The organism is Arthrobacter sp. JB02-1C, from assembly GCF_057748045.1.
Genome location: NZ_CM173235.1, coordinates 3600495 through 3617002, shown reverse-complemented (window position 1 = coordinate 3617002; position 16508 = coordinate 3600495). Strand labels below are relative to the sequence as shown.

At 66.4% G+C, this 16508-nt stretch carries 16 protein-coding genes; all 16 read left to right on the top strand.

Annotated elements, in window-relative coordinates:
* Positions 1 to 2: 2 nt before the first annotated feature.
* The 16 genes from thrB (at position 3) to atpA (ending at position 16489) form a co-directional block, all read left to right on the top strand.
* On the top strand, positions 3 to 989 hold the full coding sequence (gene thrB, locus AC3ANP_RS16920) for a homoserine kinase (protein WP_488331272.1): 987 nt from the start codon (positions 3 to 5) through the stop codon (positions 987 to 989).
* A 309-nt stretch (positions 990 to 1298) separates the two neighbouring features.
* Positions 1299 to 3443 carry a transcription termination factor Rho gene (gene rho / locus AC3ANP_RS16915; protein WP_488331271.1) on the top strand — a complete coding sequence of 715 codons (2145 nt, stop codon included), beginning with the start codon at positions 1299 to 1301 and terminating at the stop codon, positions 3441 to 3443.
* A 204-nt stretch (positions 3444 to 3647) separates the two neighbouring features.
* Positions 3648 to 4721, top strand: a complete 1074-nt coding sequence (gene prfA, locus AC3ANP_RS16910) for a peptide chain release factor 1 (protein WP_488331270.1) — start codon at positions 3648 to 3650, stop codon at positions 4719 to 4721.
* A 31-nt stretch (positions 4722 to 4752) separates the two neighbouring features.
* Positions 4753 to 5646, top strand: coding sequence for a peptide chain release factor N(5)-glutamine methyltransferase (prmC, locus tag AC3ANP_RS16905; RefSeq protein WP_488331269.1), 894 nt, complete (start codon positions 4753 to 4755; stop codon positions 5644 to 5646).
* Positions 5643 to 6380, top strand: a complete 738-nt coding sequence (locus tag AC3ANP_RS16900; protein ID WP_488331268.1) for an L-threonylcarbamoyladenylate synthase — start codon at positions 5643 to 5645, stop codon at positions 6378 to 6380. Before prmC ends, AC3ANP_RS16900 begins: the two co-directional genes overlap by 4 nt.
* Position 6381: 1 nt before the next feature.
* Positions 6382 to 7293 carry a glycosyltransferase gene (locus AC3ANP_RS16895; RefSeq protein ID WP_488331267.1) on the top strand — a complete coding sequence of 304 codons (912 nt, stop codon included), beginning with the start codon at positions 6382 to 6384 and terminating at the stop codon, positions 7291 to 7293.
* Positions 7294 to 7299: 6 nt separating this feature from the next.
* On the top strand, positions 7300 to 8259 hold the full coding sequence (locus AC3ANP_RS16890) for a glycosyltransferase (protein ID WP_488331266.1): 960 nt from the start codon (positions 7300 to 7302) through the stop codon (positions 8257 to 8259).
* Between the two features lie 98 nt (positions 8260 to 8357).
* A complete protein-coding gene (locus AC3ANP_RS16885; protein WP_488331265.1) occupies positions 8358 to 10226 on the top strand; it encodes a polysaccharide biosynthesis protein in 1869 nt (622 codons plus the stop codon).
* Positions 10223 to 11248: an MraY family glycosyltransferase gene (locus AC3ANP_RS16880; protein ID WP_488331264.1), complete on the top strand. Its 1026-nt coding sequence runs from the start codon at positions 10223 to 10225 to the stop codon at positions 11246 to 11248. Before AC3ANP_RS16885 ends, AC3ANP_RS16880 begins: the two co-directional genes overlap by 4 nt.
* A gap of 91 nt (positions 11249 to 11339) precedes the next feature.
* Positions 11340 to 11825 carry a Cg1360 family ATP-synthase-associated protein gene (locus tag AC3ANP_RS16875; RefSeq protein WP_488331263.1) on the top strand — a complete coding sequence of 162 codons (486 nt, stop codon included), beginning with the start codon at positions 11340 to 11342 and terminating at the stop codon, positions 11823 to 11825.
* A 61-nt stretch (positions 11826 to 11886) separates the two neighbouring features.
* Positions 11887 to 12147 carry a hypothetical protein gene (locus tag AC3ANP_RS16870; protein WP_488331262.1) on the top strand — a complete coding sequence of 87 codons (261 nt, stop codon included), beginning with the start codon at positions 11887 to 11889 and terminating at the stop codon, positions 12145 to 12147.
* Positions 12148 to 12238: 91 nt separating this feature from the next.
* A complete protein-coding gene (gene atpB, locus AC3ANP_RS16865) occupies positions 12239 to 13039 on the top strand; it encodes a F0F1 ATP synthase subunit A (RefSeq protein WP_488331261.1) in 801 nt (266 codons plus the stop codon).
* Positions 13040 to 13116: 77 nt separating this feature from the next.
* Positions 13117 to 13335, top strand: a complete 219-nt coding sequence (atpE, locus tag AC3ANP_RS16860) for an ATP synthase F0 subunit C (protein ID WP_211882710.1) — start codon at positions 13117 to 13119, stop codon at positions 13333 to 13335.
* 53 nt (positions 13336 to 13388) lie between these two features.
* Positions 13389 to 13940, top strand: coding sequence for a F0F1 ATP synthase subunit B (locus AC3ANP_RS16855; protein ID WP_488331260.1), 552 nt, complete (start codon positions 13389 to 13391; stop codon positions 13938 to 13940).
* Positions 13940 to 14764: a F0F1 ATP synthase subunit delta gene (locus tag AC3ANP_RS16850; RefSeq protein ID WP_488331259.1), complete on the top strand. Its 825-nt coding sequence runs from the start codon at positions 13940 to 13942 to the stop codon at positions 14762 to 14764. The genes AC3ANP_RS16855 and AC3ANP_RS16850 overlap by 1 nt, the downstream gene beginning before the upstream one ends.
* Before the next feature lie 87 nt (positions 14765 to 14851).
* Entirely contained in the window at positions 14852 to 16489 is a 1638-nt protein-coding gene (gene atpA, locus AC3ANP_RS16845) for a F0F1 ATP synthase subunit alpha (RefSeq protein ID WP_488333099.1), read from the top strand.
* Positions 16490 to 16508: the final 19 nt, after the last annotated feature.

The window sequence follows — 16508 nt, the reverse complement described above, 5'->3', positions numbered from 1 at the left end:
CCTTGGAAACGACCCTCACCGTCCCGGCCGAATCTGCCGCCGGTACGCCGGCGGTGCAGGCCGGGCAAGCGGTCACCGTCCGCGTGCCGGCGACCAGCGCGAACCTTGGCCCCGGCTACGACAGCCTGGGCCTGGCCCTCTCCCTGCACGACACCCTGACGGTGGAAACCCTTGCCAGCGGTGAACTCGAGTTCGACCTCAGCGGCGAGGGGGCCGACACCCTGCCCCGGGATGCCAGCCATCTGGTGGCCCGTGCCCTGACCGAGGCGCTGCACCTGCTGGGTTTCCGCCACGAGGGGCTGCGGATCACCGCGGACAACATCAACCCGCACGGCCGCGGACTGGGGTCCTCGGCTGCGGCGGTGGTGGCCGCGGTCACCGCCGCCAACGCCCTGGTGCCCGCCGAGTCGAGGCGGAGCCGGGAATGGATCCTCCAGCTGACATCCAAGATGGAGGGGCATCCGGACAACGTTGCACCGGCCATTTTCGGCGGACTGGCGCTGTCCTGGCAGGACAGTGACCAGTACAGCAGCACCTGCGCCAAGGTGGATCCCTTGGTCATTCCGGTCGTCGCGGTGCCTGACTTCGAGCTCTCCACGGAGGCGGCGCGGGCGTTGCTGCCAGCCTCCGTCGGACACCATGCGGCGGCCATGAATTCCGGCCGGGCAGCGCTGCTGATCCATGCCCTGACGCAGCAGCCCGAGTTCCTGCTGCCGGGCACCGAGGATTACCTGCACCAGAATTACCGTGCCCAGGCGATGCAGCCGAGCGCCGCGTTGATCGCGGCCCTGCGCGGGGCCGGGCACGCCGCCGTCGTTTCCGGGGCCGGACCCACGGTGCTGGTGCTGGCGGCGGGGGAACGCGAAGCTGCCGACGTCGTCGCTTTCATCGGTGACTTCACTGCGGCCAACACGCCGGAGACCGGGTGGCGTGTGATGAAGCTGGCTGTGGACACGGAAGGTGCTAAAGTGGAAGTGCACCGGCGGTAATCACGCAAGCTTTCTCAAAAGACCGCGATGTCGGCCATGTTGCCCTCTCTCATCTTTCACTGCGCAATATTTTCCGGTGCCGCCTGCTTTCGGACTGACGCAGGACCCTGCAGAATTTCTCTGTACCCCTGACTTGTCAGCCGGCCGTTCCTCATTTTCGGGACGTGTCCTGGTGTAGCAGTATCCGGCCCTGCCGGCTGAAATCGAACCGGCAGGCCGAAATCCCGGCTGCAGATCTGAACTGCAGCCCAGATCAAATCACCGCGTCCAGCTCCTAGCCTGGGCGCCGTCGAGGGGGAAGGATCCTTCGTGACCGAAACCACTGAGCTGTCTTCAGCTGTGGAAACACCATCTTCTGCTGCCGAACCGGCAGCACCCGCCAAGAGCAGCGGCCTCGCCGGCCTTAAGCTCGCCCAGCTCCAGGCCCTGGCCAGCCAGTTGGGGATCTCCGGGGGTTCCCGGATGCGCAAGGGTGATCTGGTGACCGCCATTTCCGCCCACCGCGCGGGAACCCCGGTCAGCAAGGCACCCGCCCGCGCCGCCGAAAAGGCGACCGACAACGGAACGGCGGTCTCGTCCGCCCCGGCCGCCGCCGCCGCGACCGAGGCCCCGGCGCAGGAAAACCCCCGTGCCCGGACCCGCGGCCGCAGCCGCCGCGCCGGCAGCGACGGCGTGGTCACCGCGGCCGGCGAGGTCCCGGCCGCAGCCCCGGTGGAGGCGCCCGCTGCCCCCGCCGAATCAGCTCCGGCCGAGCAGCCGACGGAGGGTACCGACCGTGCCCGCCAGCCGCGCACCCGGAACCGCCGCCGCGGCGAGGCAGCCGCCCAGACCGCGGGCCAGGGTGACGCACAGCCTGCTGCCGCAGCAGAGCCGCAGGCCGAGCAGGCTTCCGGCGAGCAGCGCCACGAGCGCCAGGCCGCCGAGCAGGCTTCCGGCGAGCAGCGCCACGAGAACACCCGCGGCCGCGACAACGCGTCCGGAAACCGCGACAACACGTCCGGAAACCGCGACAACACGTCCGGAAACCGCGACAACACGTCCGGAAACCGCGACAACAACCGCGACAACCGCGACAACAACCGCGACAACCGCGACAATAACGACGACAACGACGGCGGCAGCCGCCGTAACCGCCGCAACCGCCGTGACCGGAACGACCGCTCGGGCCAGGACAGCCACCGCGACAACAACTCGCGCAACGACCGGTTCCGCGACCGCAACGAACGCCGCCGCGGCCGCTCCCAGGGCCCCGACGTCGACGACGTCGAGGTCACCGAGGACGACGTCCTGCTGCCGGTCGCCGGCATCCTGGACGTGCTGGAGAACTACGCGTTCATCCGTACCTCCGGTTACCTGCCGGGCCCGAACGACGTCTACGTCTCCCTCGCCCAGGTCAAGAAGTACAACCTGCGCAAGGGCGACGCCGTCGTCGGCGCCATCCGCGCTCCGCGTGAAGGCGAAGCCCAGCAGAGCAATCAGCAGCAGTCCGCCCGCCAGAAGTTCAACGCCCTGGTCCGCGTCACCTCGGTCAACGGCAAGACCCCGGAGGAGCTCAAGGACCGCGTCGAGTTCGCGAAGCTGGTCCCGCTGTACCCCTCCGAGCGCCTGCGCCTCGAGACCGACCCCAAGAAGATCGGCCCGCGCGTCATCGACCTGGTCGCCCCGATCGGCAAGGGCCAGCGCGGCCTGATCGTTTCGCCGCCGAAGGCCGGCAAGACGCTCATCCTGCAGTCGATCGCCAACGCCATCACGACCAACAACCCTGAGGTCCACCTCATGATGGTGCTCGTTGACGAACGTCCCGAAGAAGTCACGGATATGCAGCGCACCGTCAAGGGCGAGGTCATCGCCTCGACCTTCGACCGTCCCGCCGACGACCACACCACCGTGGCCGAGCTCTCCATCGAGCGCGCCAAGCGCCTGGTGGAAATGGGCATGGACGTCGTCGTGCTGCTGGACTCGATGACCCGCCTGGGCCGCGCCTACAACCTGGCCGCCCCGGCGTCGGGCCGCATCCTCTCCGGTGGCGTCGACTCCGCCGCGCTGTACCCGCCGAAGCGCTTCTTCGGTGCAGCCCGCAACATCGAAAACGGCGGCTCGCTGACCATCCTGGCCACGGCGCTCGTCGAAACCGGGTCCAAGATGGACGAGGTCATCTTCGAAGAGTTCAAGGGCACCGGCAACATGGAGCTGCGCCTGTCCCGCCAGCTGGCGGACAAGCGGATCTTCCCGGCCGTGGACGTCAACGCGTCCGGCACGCGCCGCGAAGAGAACCTGCTCTCGCCCGAGGAAGTCAAGATCATGTGGAAGCTGCGCCGTGTCCTCTCCGGACTCGAAACGCAGCAGAGCCTTGAGCTGCTGACCAACAAGATCAGGGAGACCCAGAGCAACGTCGAGTTCCTCATGCAGGTGCAGAAGACGACGCTTGGTGCGAAGTCCGATAACGACAAGTAGCTGAGTTGAGGGGCGGGGCCGTCGCATATTTTTTGCCGGCCCCGCCCCTTCGCGTTGCGGCTGACGTACTGCGTACGCCAGCCGCAACGCTCCGACAGGCCCGATGCCACTCCCGGGCCGGCAAAAAATATGCGACGCCGGCCACCGGGTCACCTGCCGCTTCGTGCATCACTAGACTTGGTCTCAAGTCGAAAGAGGTTTGAAATGTTTGAGTCCGTACAGGGGTTGCTGGATGAGCATGCTGCTATCCAGGCGCAGCTTGGGGATCCTGCTGTTTATGCTGACCAGAAGCTGGCCCGGAAGCTGGGGCGGCGGTCGGCCCAGCTGAACGGCATTGTCGAGGCTTACCACCGCTGGGAGAGCATCAATGATGACCTCGCGGCGGCGAAGGAAATGGCGGACGAGGATCCGGAGTTTGCCGCCGAGGTGCCCGAGCTGGAGGCCGCCCTGGACACCGCGTCGGCCAAGCTGCGCCGGCTGCTGATCCCGCGCGACCCGGACGACGCGCGCAACGTGATCCTTGAGGTCAAGGGCGGTGAAGGCGGCGATGAGGCTGCCCTGTTCGCCGCGGACCTACTGCGGATGTACAGCCGTTACGCGGAATCCCGCGGCTGGAAGACCGAGCTCATCTCCGCCACCGAATCGGACCTCGGCGGGTACAAGGACGTCCAGATGGCCGTCAAGGGCAACTCCAACGATCCGGCAGAGGGCGTCTACGCGCGGTTGAAGTTCGAAGGCGGCGTGCACCGCGTCCAGCGGGTGCCCGTGACCGAATCCCAGGGCCGTATCCACACCTCGGCCGCCGGCGTGCTGGTGCTTCCCGAAGTCGACGAGCCCGAGGAACTCGAGATTAGCCAGAACGACCTGAAGATCGACGTGTACCGTTCCTCCGGCCCGGGCGGGCAGTCCGTGAACACGACCGACTCGGCCGTCCGCATCACCCACCTGCCCACCGGCATCGTGGTGGCAATGCAGAACGAGAAGTCCCAGCTGCAGAACCGCGAGGCCGGCATGCGCGTGCTGCGCGCCCGCATCCTGGCGCACCAGCAGGAGCAGATCGATGCGGAGAACTCGGCCCAGCGCAAGTCGCAGATCCGCACCATGGACCGCTCCGAGCGGATCCGCACGTACAACTATCCGGAAAACCGGATCGCCGACCACCGCACCGGCTACAAGGCCTACAACCTGGACCAGGTCATGAACGGGGACCTGGAACCGGTCATCCAGTCCGCCATCGAAATGGACGAGCAGGCCCGACTCGACGCCATCGGCGACTAGTGGGCAAGCTCCGCCGGGAAAACGCCGGACAATGACACCTGAGACGGGGCCGAGCCTCGCGGACGCGCTCCGCGAAGCGACGGCCGTACTTGCCGCGGCCGGCGTGCCGAGTCCCCGCAACGACGCCGAGCTGCTCGCCGGACATCTGCTTGGCGTCGGGCCCGGCAGGCTCCGCGCCCTGGCGCTGGGCTCCGCCGAAGCGCCGGCCGGCTACGCCGACCTGGTCGCCGAGCGGGCGCGGCGGGTTCCGCTGCAGCACATCACCGGAGTGGCGCATTTCCGCTACCTGGAACTCGCCGTCGGCCCCGGCGTCTTCATTCCCCGGCCGGAAACTGAATCCGTGGTGCAGCTGGTCATTGACTGGCTCCGGGAGCGGGCGGCGGAACGGCCCAAAGTCGTGGACCTGGGCACCGGATCGGGGGCGATTGCCGGTTCGATCGCGCATGAGGTCCCGGCCGCAGAAGTCCACGCCGTCGAGTACAGCGAGTTCGCGCATGCCTGGGCGGCCAGGAACCTGCTCCCGTTGGGCGTGCACCTGGTGCGCGGCGACCTGCGGGACGCGCTGCCCGAACACAACGGCAGCTTCGACGTCGTCGTGTCCAACCCGCCGTATATCCCCGCTGAAGCGGTGCCCAACGAGCCCGAAGTGGCGTTGCACGACCCGCCCGAAGCCCTCTACGGCGGGGGAGCGGACGGCATGGACCTGCCGGCTGCGGCGGCCGCGTCGGCAGCGCGGCTGCTGGCCGCCGGGGGCTACTTCGTGATGGAGCACGCCGAGGTGCAGGCCGGCCGGATCGCCGCCATGCTGAACGGCTCAGGACTATGGACCTCGGTGGCCACCCACCTGGACCTCAACGGCCGGGAACGCGCGACCAGCGCGGTGCGGACCGGCCTGACCCGCACTGATGAAAGGATAGGCCAGTGACCACTAGCTACGATTGCGCGGACGCCGAGCAGCGCGCCGCAGGACTCGAACACGCCCAGCGGGCCATCCGCGACCAGAAGTGCGTGGTGATCCCGACCGACACCGTGTACGGCATCGCCGCCGACGCCTTTTCCCCGCAGGCCGTGACGCTGTTGCTGGCCGCCAAGGGGCGCAGCCGCAAGATGCCGCCGCCGGTGCTGATTCCGCGGCTGAACGCCCTCGACGGGCTCGCCACCGACGTCCCGGCGGAGGCCCGCCGCCTGGCGGAAGCGTTCTGGCCCGGGGGACTGACCCTGATCCTGCACGCCCAGCCGTCGCTGGACTGGGACCTTGGCGAGACGAAGGGCACCGTGGCACTGCGGATCCCGGCCGACGACCTAGCCCAGGACCTGCTCACGCTCACCGGGCCGCTGGCCGTTTCCTCCGCCAACCGCACCGGCCAGAATGCGGCGCAGAGCGCCGCCGAGGCCGAAACCCAGCTGGCGGAATCGGTGGAGGTCTACCTCGAAGGCGGCCACCGGCCGGTCGAGGGCACCGGTTCGGACCCGTCGACGATCGTCGATGCGACGTCGCTGCCGCTGCGCGTCGTCCGGCAGGGCGCCATCAGCCTGGAACGGCTGCGCGAGGTGGTGCCGGGCGTACTCGGTGCCGGCGAAGCAGCGCCGGCCGTCGAGAGCAGCGACCCCGCCGACAGCAGCGCCGCCGTCGACGCCGATGATTCCCCGAGGAACTGACATGCAGCCCAAAGTCGCCGTCGCGGCCGTAACTTTTGACCGGCACGATGAGCTGGCCCTCCTGCTGACAGGCCTCGCCGCGCAGACCGCCCCGATCCACTCCATCGCGCTGGTGGACTCCGGCACCCAGCCGGCGACCGATGTGGTTGCCGCTGCAGACACCGGCAACATCAACTACCTGCGGTCCGAGGCGAACCTCGGCGGGGCCGGCGGCTTTGCCTACGCGATCCTCGCGGCGATGGCCAGCGGCGCCGAATGGATCTGGATGATGGACGACGACGGCCACCCCGAGGACGCCAGCTGCCTCGCCGAACTGCTCACGGCAGCCGAGGAGCACGGGCTGGATATCGTCAGCCCGCTCGTCGCCGCCACGGCCGACCCGAACCGGCTGTCCTTCAACTTCAGGATCAACGGACTGCTGACCAACGACCGCTCGAGACTGGCGCCGATGGGGTATCTGCCCGACATGGTGCACTTCTTCAACGGCGCGTTGATCCGCACCGAGGTGTTCTACACGATCGGGATCCCGGACGTGAAGTTCTTCATCCGCGGCGACGAGGTGGACTTCCTCTCGCGGGTGAAGAAAGCCGGCCTGAAATACGGCACGCTCGCCACCGTGGCGGTGCAGCATCCCGCCACCTGGACCGAAATGAAGCCGGTCTTCGGCGGATTCATCACCCCCGTCATCCCGGACGGCGAATTCAAGCGCTACTGCTACTTCCGGAACCGGGGCTACCTGACGCGCAAGTACCGCAACCTGCGCTGGTTCGGTGCGGACATCATCGGCTTTCCCTACTACTTCGTGAAAACCGGAGACCTTAACGGCCTGGCCCGCTGGTTCCGGGCCTACTCCACCGGCATCCGCGGCAAGGGCTTCGGCTCGCCCGCGGAACTGATGGCCGCCAACAGCTAGGCCGGCGTGGAAAACCTGTACGCCGTCGTCGTCACCTACAACCGGGCCGACTTCCTGCACAACCTGCTCGAATCCTTTGGCCGCCTGGACACCCGCCCGGCGCGCATCATCGTGGTCGACAACGCCAGCACCGACCACACCGCCGAGGTCGTGTCCCGCGCGGCCGCCGCAGGGCTGCCGACCGCCTATCATCGGCTGCCGGAGAACATCGGCGGGGCGGGCGGATTCTCCCGCGGCGTGGAACTGGCACTGGCCTCGGGCGCCGAATGGCTGTGGCTGATGGACGACGACGTCGAGGTGCTCCCCGGGGCGGTCGAGGCGCTCGGCAGGTTCACGCCGGACTACTCCTGCCTCATTGGCCGCCGCTACGACGCCAACGGCAAACCCTTCTTCTGGCAGCACCACTTCGTCGAAGCACTCGGCGTCTTCCTGCCGGTGTCCCGCGACGTGTTCCGCCACTCGGACGTCTTCCACACGAACGTGGGGAACTTCGAAGGCATGCTGATCAAGGCGCCGCTGGCCCGGACCATCGGCCTGCCGGATCCGCGGTTCTTCATCACCTGGGATGACCTGATCTACGGCTGGCTGGCCTCGCTGCAGACACCGGTGGCATACGTCAATGCCTTCGTGATTAAAAAGGTCCGGGCGCAGCGCCAGGTGGACCTGGGCGTGCGGCACCTCAACGATTCGTCCGACCTCAGCCGGCGGTACGTGATGCGGAACCGGGGGCATGTCGCCCAGTATTTGCGGGCGCACGGCAGGTACCACCGGGCCGGGTTCGCCGCCGGGACGGCCCTGACCTTCCTGAAGGAACTCGCGCGCCTGGTCCTGGTCGAACGGACCCTGAAGGGCACCGCTGCGCTCTGGCAAGGCTGGCGGGAGTCACGCGCCATCCTCGCGGACGCGGGCTGGAAACCGATGCCGCCGGTGGCCGCATCCCCCGGAAGCGGCACCGAAAGAGATTAGTATCGTTCTAGGCCCCGCACTGTCCGACACTTTGCGGCGGGGAATTTTTTGAAACAGGCGCATGCCGCCGTGGTAGTGAAAGTCGGTTGCAATCTCTGTTGACTACGAAATCTGAATCGCGGGAATCCGCGGCATCCCGGGATGAAAAGCCCGCCCTCTGGATCTGGATCCAGCTGTTCCTCGACTCCGTGTCGTGGGTTGTGGCGATCATCCTTGCGCTGCTGCTGCGCTACGAGATGGGCATCCGGGCGGAGCAGTTCGCCGGCGCGTTCGTCATCGCCGCGATCGCCGTCGTCGCGCAGATGCTCGCCGGCTACGCCCTGGCCCTGTACCGCGGCCGCTACCCCTTCGGCAGTTTCCAGGAAGCGCGGGCCCTCGTTTTCGTCACCGTGATTGTGGCGGCCTCGATCACCGCCAGCCTGCTCGTGCTCTACGAGGCCATCAACATCGGGCGCAGCGTTGGCCTGATCGCTTTCCCGTTCGCCTGCCTCTTCATGGGCGCGGCCCGCTACGCCAAGCGCCTCTACGTCGAGGGCAAGACGCGGCCCGGCGACGAAGCGCAAAACACCCTGATCTACGGCGCCGGCTTCCTCGGAAACTCGTTGCTGACCCGGATGCTGCAGGACCCCGAGTCGCCGTACTTCCCGGTCGGGTTGATCGACGACGACCCGGCCAAAAAACACCTCCGCCTCTCCGGGGTCCAGGTCCTGGGCCGCGGCGACGACCTTCCGGCGGTCATCCGCCGCACCCGGGCACGGGTCCTGGTGCTCGCCTTCGCCCACGTCGAAGCCTCGGTGGTCCGCCGGATCTCCGACGCCGTGGCCGGCCTGAACATCCGTGTGCTGGTGCTGCCGCCGCTGCGGGACATGCTCGGCGGCGGGGCCCCCGACGGCTTTTCCGACTTCCGCGACGTGGCCGTCGAGGACCTGATCGGCCGCCGGCCGGTCGACATCAAAGTCGACGAAATCGCCGGCTACATCAAGGGCAAGCGCGTCCTCGTAACCGGTGCGGGCGGATCGATCGGCTCGGAACTGTGCCGCCAGATCGTCCAGTTCGCCCCGGCCGAGCTGATCATGCTGGACCACGACGAGACCGGCCTGCAGCACACCCAGATCTCCATCACCGGGCGCGGCCTGCTGGCCGGACGCGACACGGTGCTGGCCAATATCCGCGACGATGAGGCCCTGCTGGAGATCTTCGAGGACCGCCGGCCGGAAGTGGTGTTCCACGCGGCGGCGCTGAAGCATGCGCCGCTGCTGCAGCAGTACCCTGTCGAGGCCTGGAAAACGAACGTCTGCGGCACGCTCAATGTGCTGAGGGCGGCCGAGCAGGCGGGCGTCTCCCACTTCGTGAACATCTCCACCGACAAGGCTGCCAACCCCACCACCGCCCTGGGCCACTCCAAGCGCGTCGCCGAGAAGCTGACCGCCTGGATGGCCGGCCAGACCGGCAGCAAGTTCGTGTCGGTCCGCTTCGGTAACGTCATGGGCAGCCGCGGCTCCATGCTGCCGCTCTTTACCGAGCAGATCCGCGTGGGCGGACCGGTGACCGTGACCGACCCCGACGTCACCCGTTTCTTTATGACAATTCCCGAGGCGTGCCAGCTGGTGATCCAGGCCGGAGCGATCGGTTCCGGCGGCGACGTCATGATCCTGGACATGGGCGAACCGGTGCGCATCCTTGACGTGGCCCAGCGGATGATCGCCATGTCCGGAAAGCAGGTTGAGATCATCTACACGGGCCTCCGGCCGGGGGAGAAGCTGCACGAAGAGCTGGTGGGCGCCGGCGAACTGGACCAGCGGCCCCTGCACCCGAAAATTTCGCATACCCGCGCCAACCAGCAGAACCCGGACAAGCTCGACCTCAACGTCTGGCTGGCCCGCTGTGAGGCCGAACAGGGCGCCAACATCGCCGAGATCCCTGACGACGAATCGGACGAGACGGGACCGATCCGGGTGGCGTCATGATTCCGCTGCTCCTGCTGGCTTCCATCACGCTGCTGGCAAGCCTGCTGCTTCCGCTGGCGGTGAAGCCGTGGCTGGTACGCCTGGGTGTGGTGGACATCCCCTCCGTGCGTTCCTCGCACGACAAAGCAACGATCCGCGGCATGGGCATGGCCGCCGCGCTGGCCACCGCCGTCGGCTATGTCGCCGCGGTGCTCCTCGAGGTCGTCACGGTGGACCGCTCGGTGTTCGCCGTCGTACTGGCCATCATCGGTGCGTGCGCGGCCGTGGGCTGGGTCGAGGACCTGCGCGGCCTGTCCATCCGCGGCCGGGCAGCTGCCCAGTTGGGGATCGGCGCCGTCGGCTCCGCGGTCCTGATTGCGCTGACAGGCCAGTCCTTCTGGTGGCTGCCGCTGGCCACCGTGGCGATCGCCGCCTACGTCAACATCGCCAACTTCATGGACGGCGTCAACGGCATTTCCGGCCTGCACGGCGTCGCGGCGGGGGGCGCCTACGCGGCGGCCGGGATGCTGGCTGACCAGCCGTGGCTGACCGCCGGCGGTGCGGTGCTGGCGATGTCCTTCCTCGGCTTCCTGCCCTGGAACCTGGGCCGGGGCTCGGTCTTCCTGGGCGACGTCGGCAGCTACCTGCTGGGGGCCTCCATCGCCGCCCTGGCCGTGGCCGGTTTCCTCAGCGGTGTCTACGTCGAATATGTCCTTTCCCCGATCCTGGTCTACGCCGCGGACACCGGCTACACCCTGCTCCGCCGGATCAAGGCGGGGGAGCGCTGGTACGCCTCGCACCGCGAACACGTCTACCAACGGCTCACCGACGTCGGCTTCTCGCACCTGCAGTCCGTTGCCGCGGTGACTGCCTGTACCGTCGTCGTCGTCGTCCTGGGCTTCACCGCCGCCACCGCACCGCTGCCGGCCGTAGCGCTCTGCGTGGCCGGCACAGTGCTGGTGCTCGGGCTGTACCTGGCGTCCCCGGACCTGATCCGCAGGTTCCGGCGCCGATCCAAGGTCACGCGCCTGCCGGTAACGTAGCCGTGGCCGGGCCGTGTTCTATCTCGTGTAGAATTTAGGTGCGGCATATCGCCGCTTTCCTGCCCCTGACAGCTTCTAAGATTGGGATCCCATGAGCTCCGACGCCGAGTCCGGACCTGCGTCCGGCACCGGATCCGTTGGCGCCTCTGGCCCCACCAAGTCGCTGTGGCTGGGACTGCTGGCCCTCAGTTCGGCGGCCGCCGCGGGCGCCCTGCTGCTGACCGCCGTCATCGCCTATGTGTTCAACGGCGGCTTCGGCGCCCTGTCCAGCCTCTTCGGCGGCGCGGTGGTGATGGTGTTCTTCGCGATCAGCCTGGCGATCGGCCATTTTGTCGGACGGAACAACCCCTCCGGTGCGATCGGCATGTTCGTCGCCACCTACTTCGTTAAGGTTGTCGGCTTTGGGGTCGTGCTTTTTGTCATCGGCGAACCGGCCTGGCTGCACGAACGCTGGTTCCTGATCGGCGCCGTCGTGGGCGTGGTCGCCTGGCAGGCGGCGGAGATCATCGGCTTCGCCAAGGCACGGCTGCAAATCTACGACGACCCCGAAACACCGGAAGGCGGCCCTCATGTTTAGCCGCAGGAACGCGTCCACAGACGAGTCACGGACCCCCCGCAGGACTGGTGGAGCCCCCGGCGTGTCGCAGGACGGCAACGACGGCGGTTACAACGCCGGCATTGCCGTCTTCAGCTACATCGTTGGCGGAATCATCGTCTGGAGTTTGATAGGGTGGGGTCTGGATAATCTGTGGGGAACCCGCTGGATTGTGCTCGCAGGCGCCCTGCTTGGAGCCGCGGGAGGGTTCTATCTTTCTCATATGCACGGCCTCACCAGTCACCGAGATTCGACTGGCGGGAACAGCGCTGCAGGTGGCCCGTCCAAGGACGCGGAACAGTAATGCCAAATAATTTCACACGGGGATTGTCTGACAGAAATGTCTCCGCTCCCCGCCCAACGCCCAATGATGGACACTGCAGAGAGGAAACGCGTTGATCGCGCTTGCGCTCCCGGCCCAAGATTCAGGAGAGTTCACTCCTCCTGGTATTGAACAAATGCACCTGCCGGCTATCCTGCCCTGGGGTGCGGCCGAAGGATTCTCCAAGCAGATGCTGCTGGTGATCCTCTCGGTCGTCATTATCGCCACCTTTTTCGTGATCGCTGCGCGTAAGCAGCAGCTCGTCCCCGGCAAGCTGCAGTTCGCCGGCGAGGCCGCCTACGGCTTCGTCCGCAACGGCATCGCCAAGGACATCATCGGCGGCAAAGACTTCATGAAGTACGTCCCGCTGCTGTTCACCCTGTTCTTCTTCATCCTGGTGAACAACATCTACGGCGCCATCCCGGTCATCCAGCTGCCGAGCTTCTCGCATGTCGGCGGCGCCTACGTGCTCGCCGCGATCGCATACTTCACCTGGATCGTCATCGGCGTCAAGAAGAACGGCCTGAAGTACTTCAAGCTGGCCACCGTGCCGAGCGGCGTGCCGATCTACATCCTGCCGATCGTCGTCCCGATCGAGATCATCTCCAACTTCCTGGTCCGGCCCGTCACGCACAGCCTCCGTCTGTTCGCCACCATGCTGTCCGGCCACCTGATCGTCATGATCGCGGGCTCCGGCATCGAGTTCCTGGTCATGCAGGAGAACGTCCTGCTCAAGGGCGCCTCGGCGCTGGTCCTCGCCGGCTCGCTGGCGATGTACATGCTGGAGGCGCTGATCATGGCGCTGCAGGCGTACGTCTTCACGCTGCTGACCGCGATCTACATCGAAGGCGCACTGCACGCCGACAGCCACTAAGGCACCCACAAACTTCCCCTTGGGGATGAAGCAACCCAAACAACCTGCCACCTGGATGGCATCTTGAAAGGAAAACCATGAACGGCTCCATCAACGGCTCCCTCAACCTCATCGGCTACGGCCTCTCCGCCATCGGCGGTGGTATCGGTGTGGGTCTCGTGTTCGCTGCTTACATCAACGGTGTTGCACGTCAGCCGGAAGCCCAGCGCGTCCTGCAGCCGATCGCATTCCTCGGCCTTGCGCTGACTGAAGCCCTCGCCATCCTCGGCCTGGTCTTCGCATTCGTTCTCAAGTAAACCTTCAGAACCCAGCGAACATCCAGAACCGAGTAGATAAGGACGGGTGAAATATGAAGCAGCTGATCATCTCAGCCGCCACCGAGGGTGACACCAACCCCCTCGTTCCCAACATCTGGGAAATGTTTGTCGTCCTCGTAGGCTTTGCTGTCCTCCTCTTCATCGTGACGAAGTACGTCGTCCCGATGTTCGAGAAGAGCTTCGCAGAGCGTGCCGAGGCCATTGAAGGCGGCATTGCCAAGGCCGAGAAGGCGCAGGCCGAGGCATCTGCCGCACTCGAAGAGTACAAGCAGCAGCTCACCGACGCCCGCACCGAGGCCAACCGCATCCGTGAGGAAGCCCGCGCCGAAGGCGCTCAGATCCTGGCGGATCTGAAGGAGAAGGCAGCTGCTGAATCTGCCCGTATCACCGGCCAGGCGCAGGCACAGATCGAATCAGAGCGCCAGGCGGCCGTAGTGTCGCTCCGCGCCGAGGTTGGCACGCTGGCTACCACGCTGGCTGGGCGCATCGTTGGCGAAGCACTTACCGACGACGCACGGTCGGCCCGCGTGGTTGACCGCTTCCTGGCAGATCTGGAGAACCAGAACGCAGGTGCAGCTAAGTAATGGCAGGTGTATCGAGCGAATCGCTGACCGCGGCACTCGTCGCGTTGGAGGCCAAGCTTCCCAACGCGTCGCTGCAGTTGGCTACGGAACTCTTCGCCATCCTGGGCACGGTGGACAGCTCGGCCGGCTTGCGCCGCGCGCTGACTGACCCGTCCCGCAGCGGGGATGAAAAGTCTGCGCTGGTCAAGCAGCTCTTCGGCGGAAAAGTTTCCGCGGAAGCTGTAGAGATTGTGGGCGGGCTGGCCAGCTCACGCTGGGCGTCGGCACGCGACATCGGCGATGCACTCGAGACTCTTGCCGCTTCGGTAGTAATTGCCGTTGCTGAAAACAAGTCGGCAGTCTCTGCCTCGGGCGTCACCGGACTGGAAGCCCTGGAGAACGATCTGTTCTCCTTCAACCAGGCCGTCGATTCCAGCCACGAGGTTCAGCGTGCCCTGTCCGAGCCGCAGGCGAGCCAGGCAGCCAAGATTGCCCTCGCCGGCAAGCTCGTGCCCGGTGCCAGCGAGGAAGCGAAGGTCCTTATTGGACAGGCAGTGTCGCAGCCCCGCGGGCTCAAGGTCACCAAGCTGGTCAGCCGTTTTGCCGAGCTTGCCGCCAAGCGCCAGCAGCGCTGGATCGCCACGGTCAGCGTCACCCGTCCGCTGACGGAGGCCCAGGCCAGCCGTTTGCAGACAGGGCTTAACGCCCTGTACGGCCGCGAGCTCAAGATCAACATGAACGTCGACCCGGCACTGATCGGTGGAATCCGGATCCAGATTGGCGACGAAGTGGTTGACGCTTCGGTGCTCGCCCGCCTGGGCCAGCTCCAGCGTCAGCTTGCTTAGCTAGCCGGACAAGCACAACTTACCGACAAGAAACCCCGGTCATCGTGAGCAACGATGATCACGAAAACAGGAGAGCAGGGACTGCAGATGGCCGAATTGACCATCAACGCCGACGACGTCCGTAATGCGTTGAACGAGTTCGCGGCGTCCTACGAACCCGGAAACGCAGAGCGCGTAGAGGTTGGCCGTGTAACGACCGCAGGTGACGGCATCGCCCGTGTTGAGGGCCTTCCCTCGGTCATGGCGAACGAGCTGCTTCGCTTCGAAGACGGCACGCTGGGCCTGGCCCAGAACCTCGACGTCCGCGAGATCGGCGTGATCGTGCTCGGTGACTTCACCGGCATCGAAGAAGGCCAGGAAGTGCACCGCACCGGACAGGTTCTGTCCGTTCCGGTCGGCGACGCCTTCCTCGGCCGCGTAGTTGACCCGCTGGGCCAGCCCATCGACGACCTCGGCGACATCAAGGCCGAAGCGACCCGCGCCCTGGAACTCCAGGCGCCCGGCGTAACCCAGCGAAAGTCGGTCCACGAGCCGATGCAGACCGGGCTCAAGGCTATCGACGCCATGATCCCGATCGGCCGCGGCCAGCGCCAGCTGATCATCGGTGACCGCCAGACCGGCAAGTCGGCGATCGCCATCGACACCATCATCAACCAGAAGGCCAACTGGGCTTCCGGCGACGTGACCAAGCAGGTGCGCTGCATCTACGTCGCGATCGGCCAGAAGGCGTCGACCATCGCTGCCGTCCGCCAGACCCTCGAGGACAACGGCGCACTGGAATACACGACCATCGTGGCTTCCCCTGCCTCTGACCCCGCAGGCTTCAAGTACCTGGCACCGTACGCCGGTTCGGCCATCGGCCAGCACTGGATGTACGGCGGCAAGCACGTCCTCATCGTCTTCGATGACCTCTCCAAGCAGGCCGAGGCCTACCGTGCGGTGTCGCTGCTGCTGCGCCGCCCGCCGGGACGCGAAGCCTACCCCGGCGACGTGTTCTACCTGCACTCCCGTCTGCTGGAGCGTTGTGCCAAGCTCTCCGACGAGCTCGGCGCGGGTTCCATGACCGGCCTGCCGCTGATCGAGACCAAGGCGAACGATGTGTCCGCCTACATCCCGACCAACGTCATCTCGATCACCGACGGCCAGATCTTCCTGCAGTCGGACCTGTTCAACGCCAACCAGCGTCCGGCCGTCGACGTCGGCGTGTCGGTCTCCCGTGTGGGCGGTGCCGCGCAGGTCAAGTCCATGAAGAAGGTCTCCGGTACCTTGAAGCTGGAACTGGCCCAGTACCGCGACATGCAGGCGTTCGCCATGTTCGCCTCGGACCTCGACGCCGCGTCGCGCCAGCAGCTGACGCGTGGCGCCCGCCTGATGGAACTGCTCAAGCAGGGCCAGTACTCGCCGTTCCCGGTCGAGGATCAGGTCGTCTCCATCTGGGCCGGCACCAACGGCCACCTCGACGACGTCCCGGTGGAAGACATCAGCCGGTTCGAGACCGAGTTCCTGGAGCACCTCAAGCACAAGTCCTCGATCCTGACCACGCTGGCGCAGACCAACGTTATGGATGACGACACGGCTGAAGCGTTGAAGACCGCGATTGTGGACTTCAAGAAGGGCTTCTTCGGCGAGGGCGACAGCTACCTGGTCGGTGCAGGCCATGAGGAACACGCCGCGATCGGCGAGGACCAGGTCGATCAGGAAAAAATCGTCAAGCAGAAGCGCTAGTTCCGCTGGCGGGGACGGC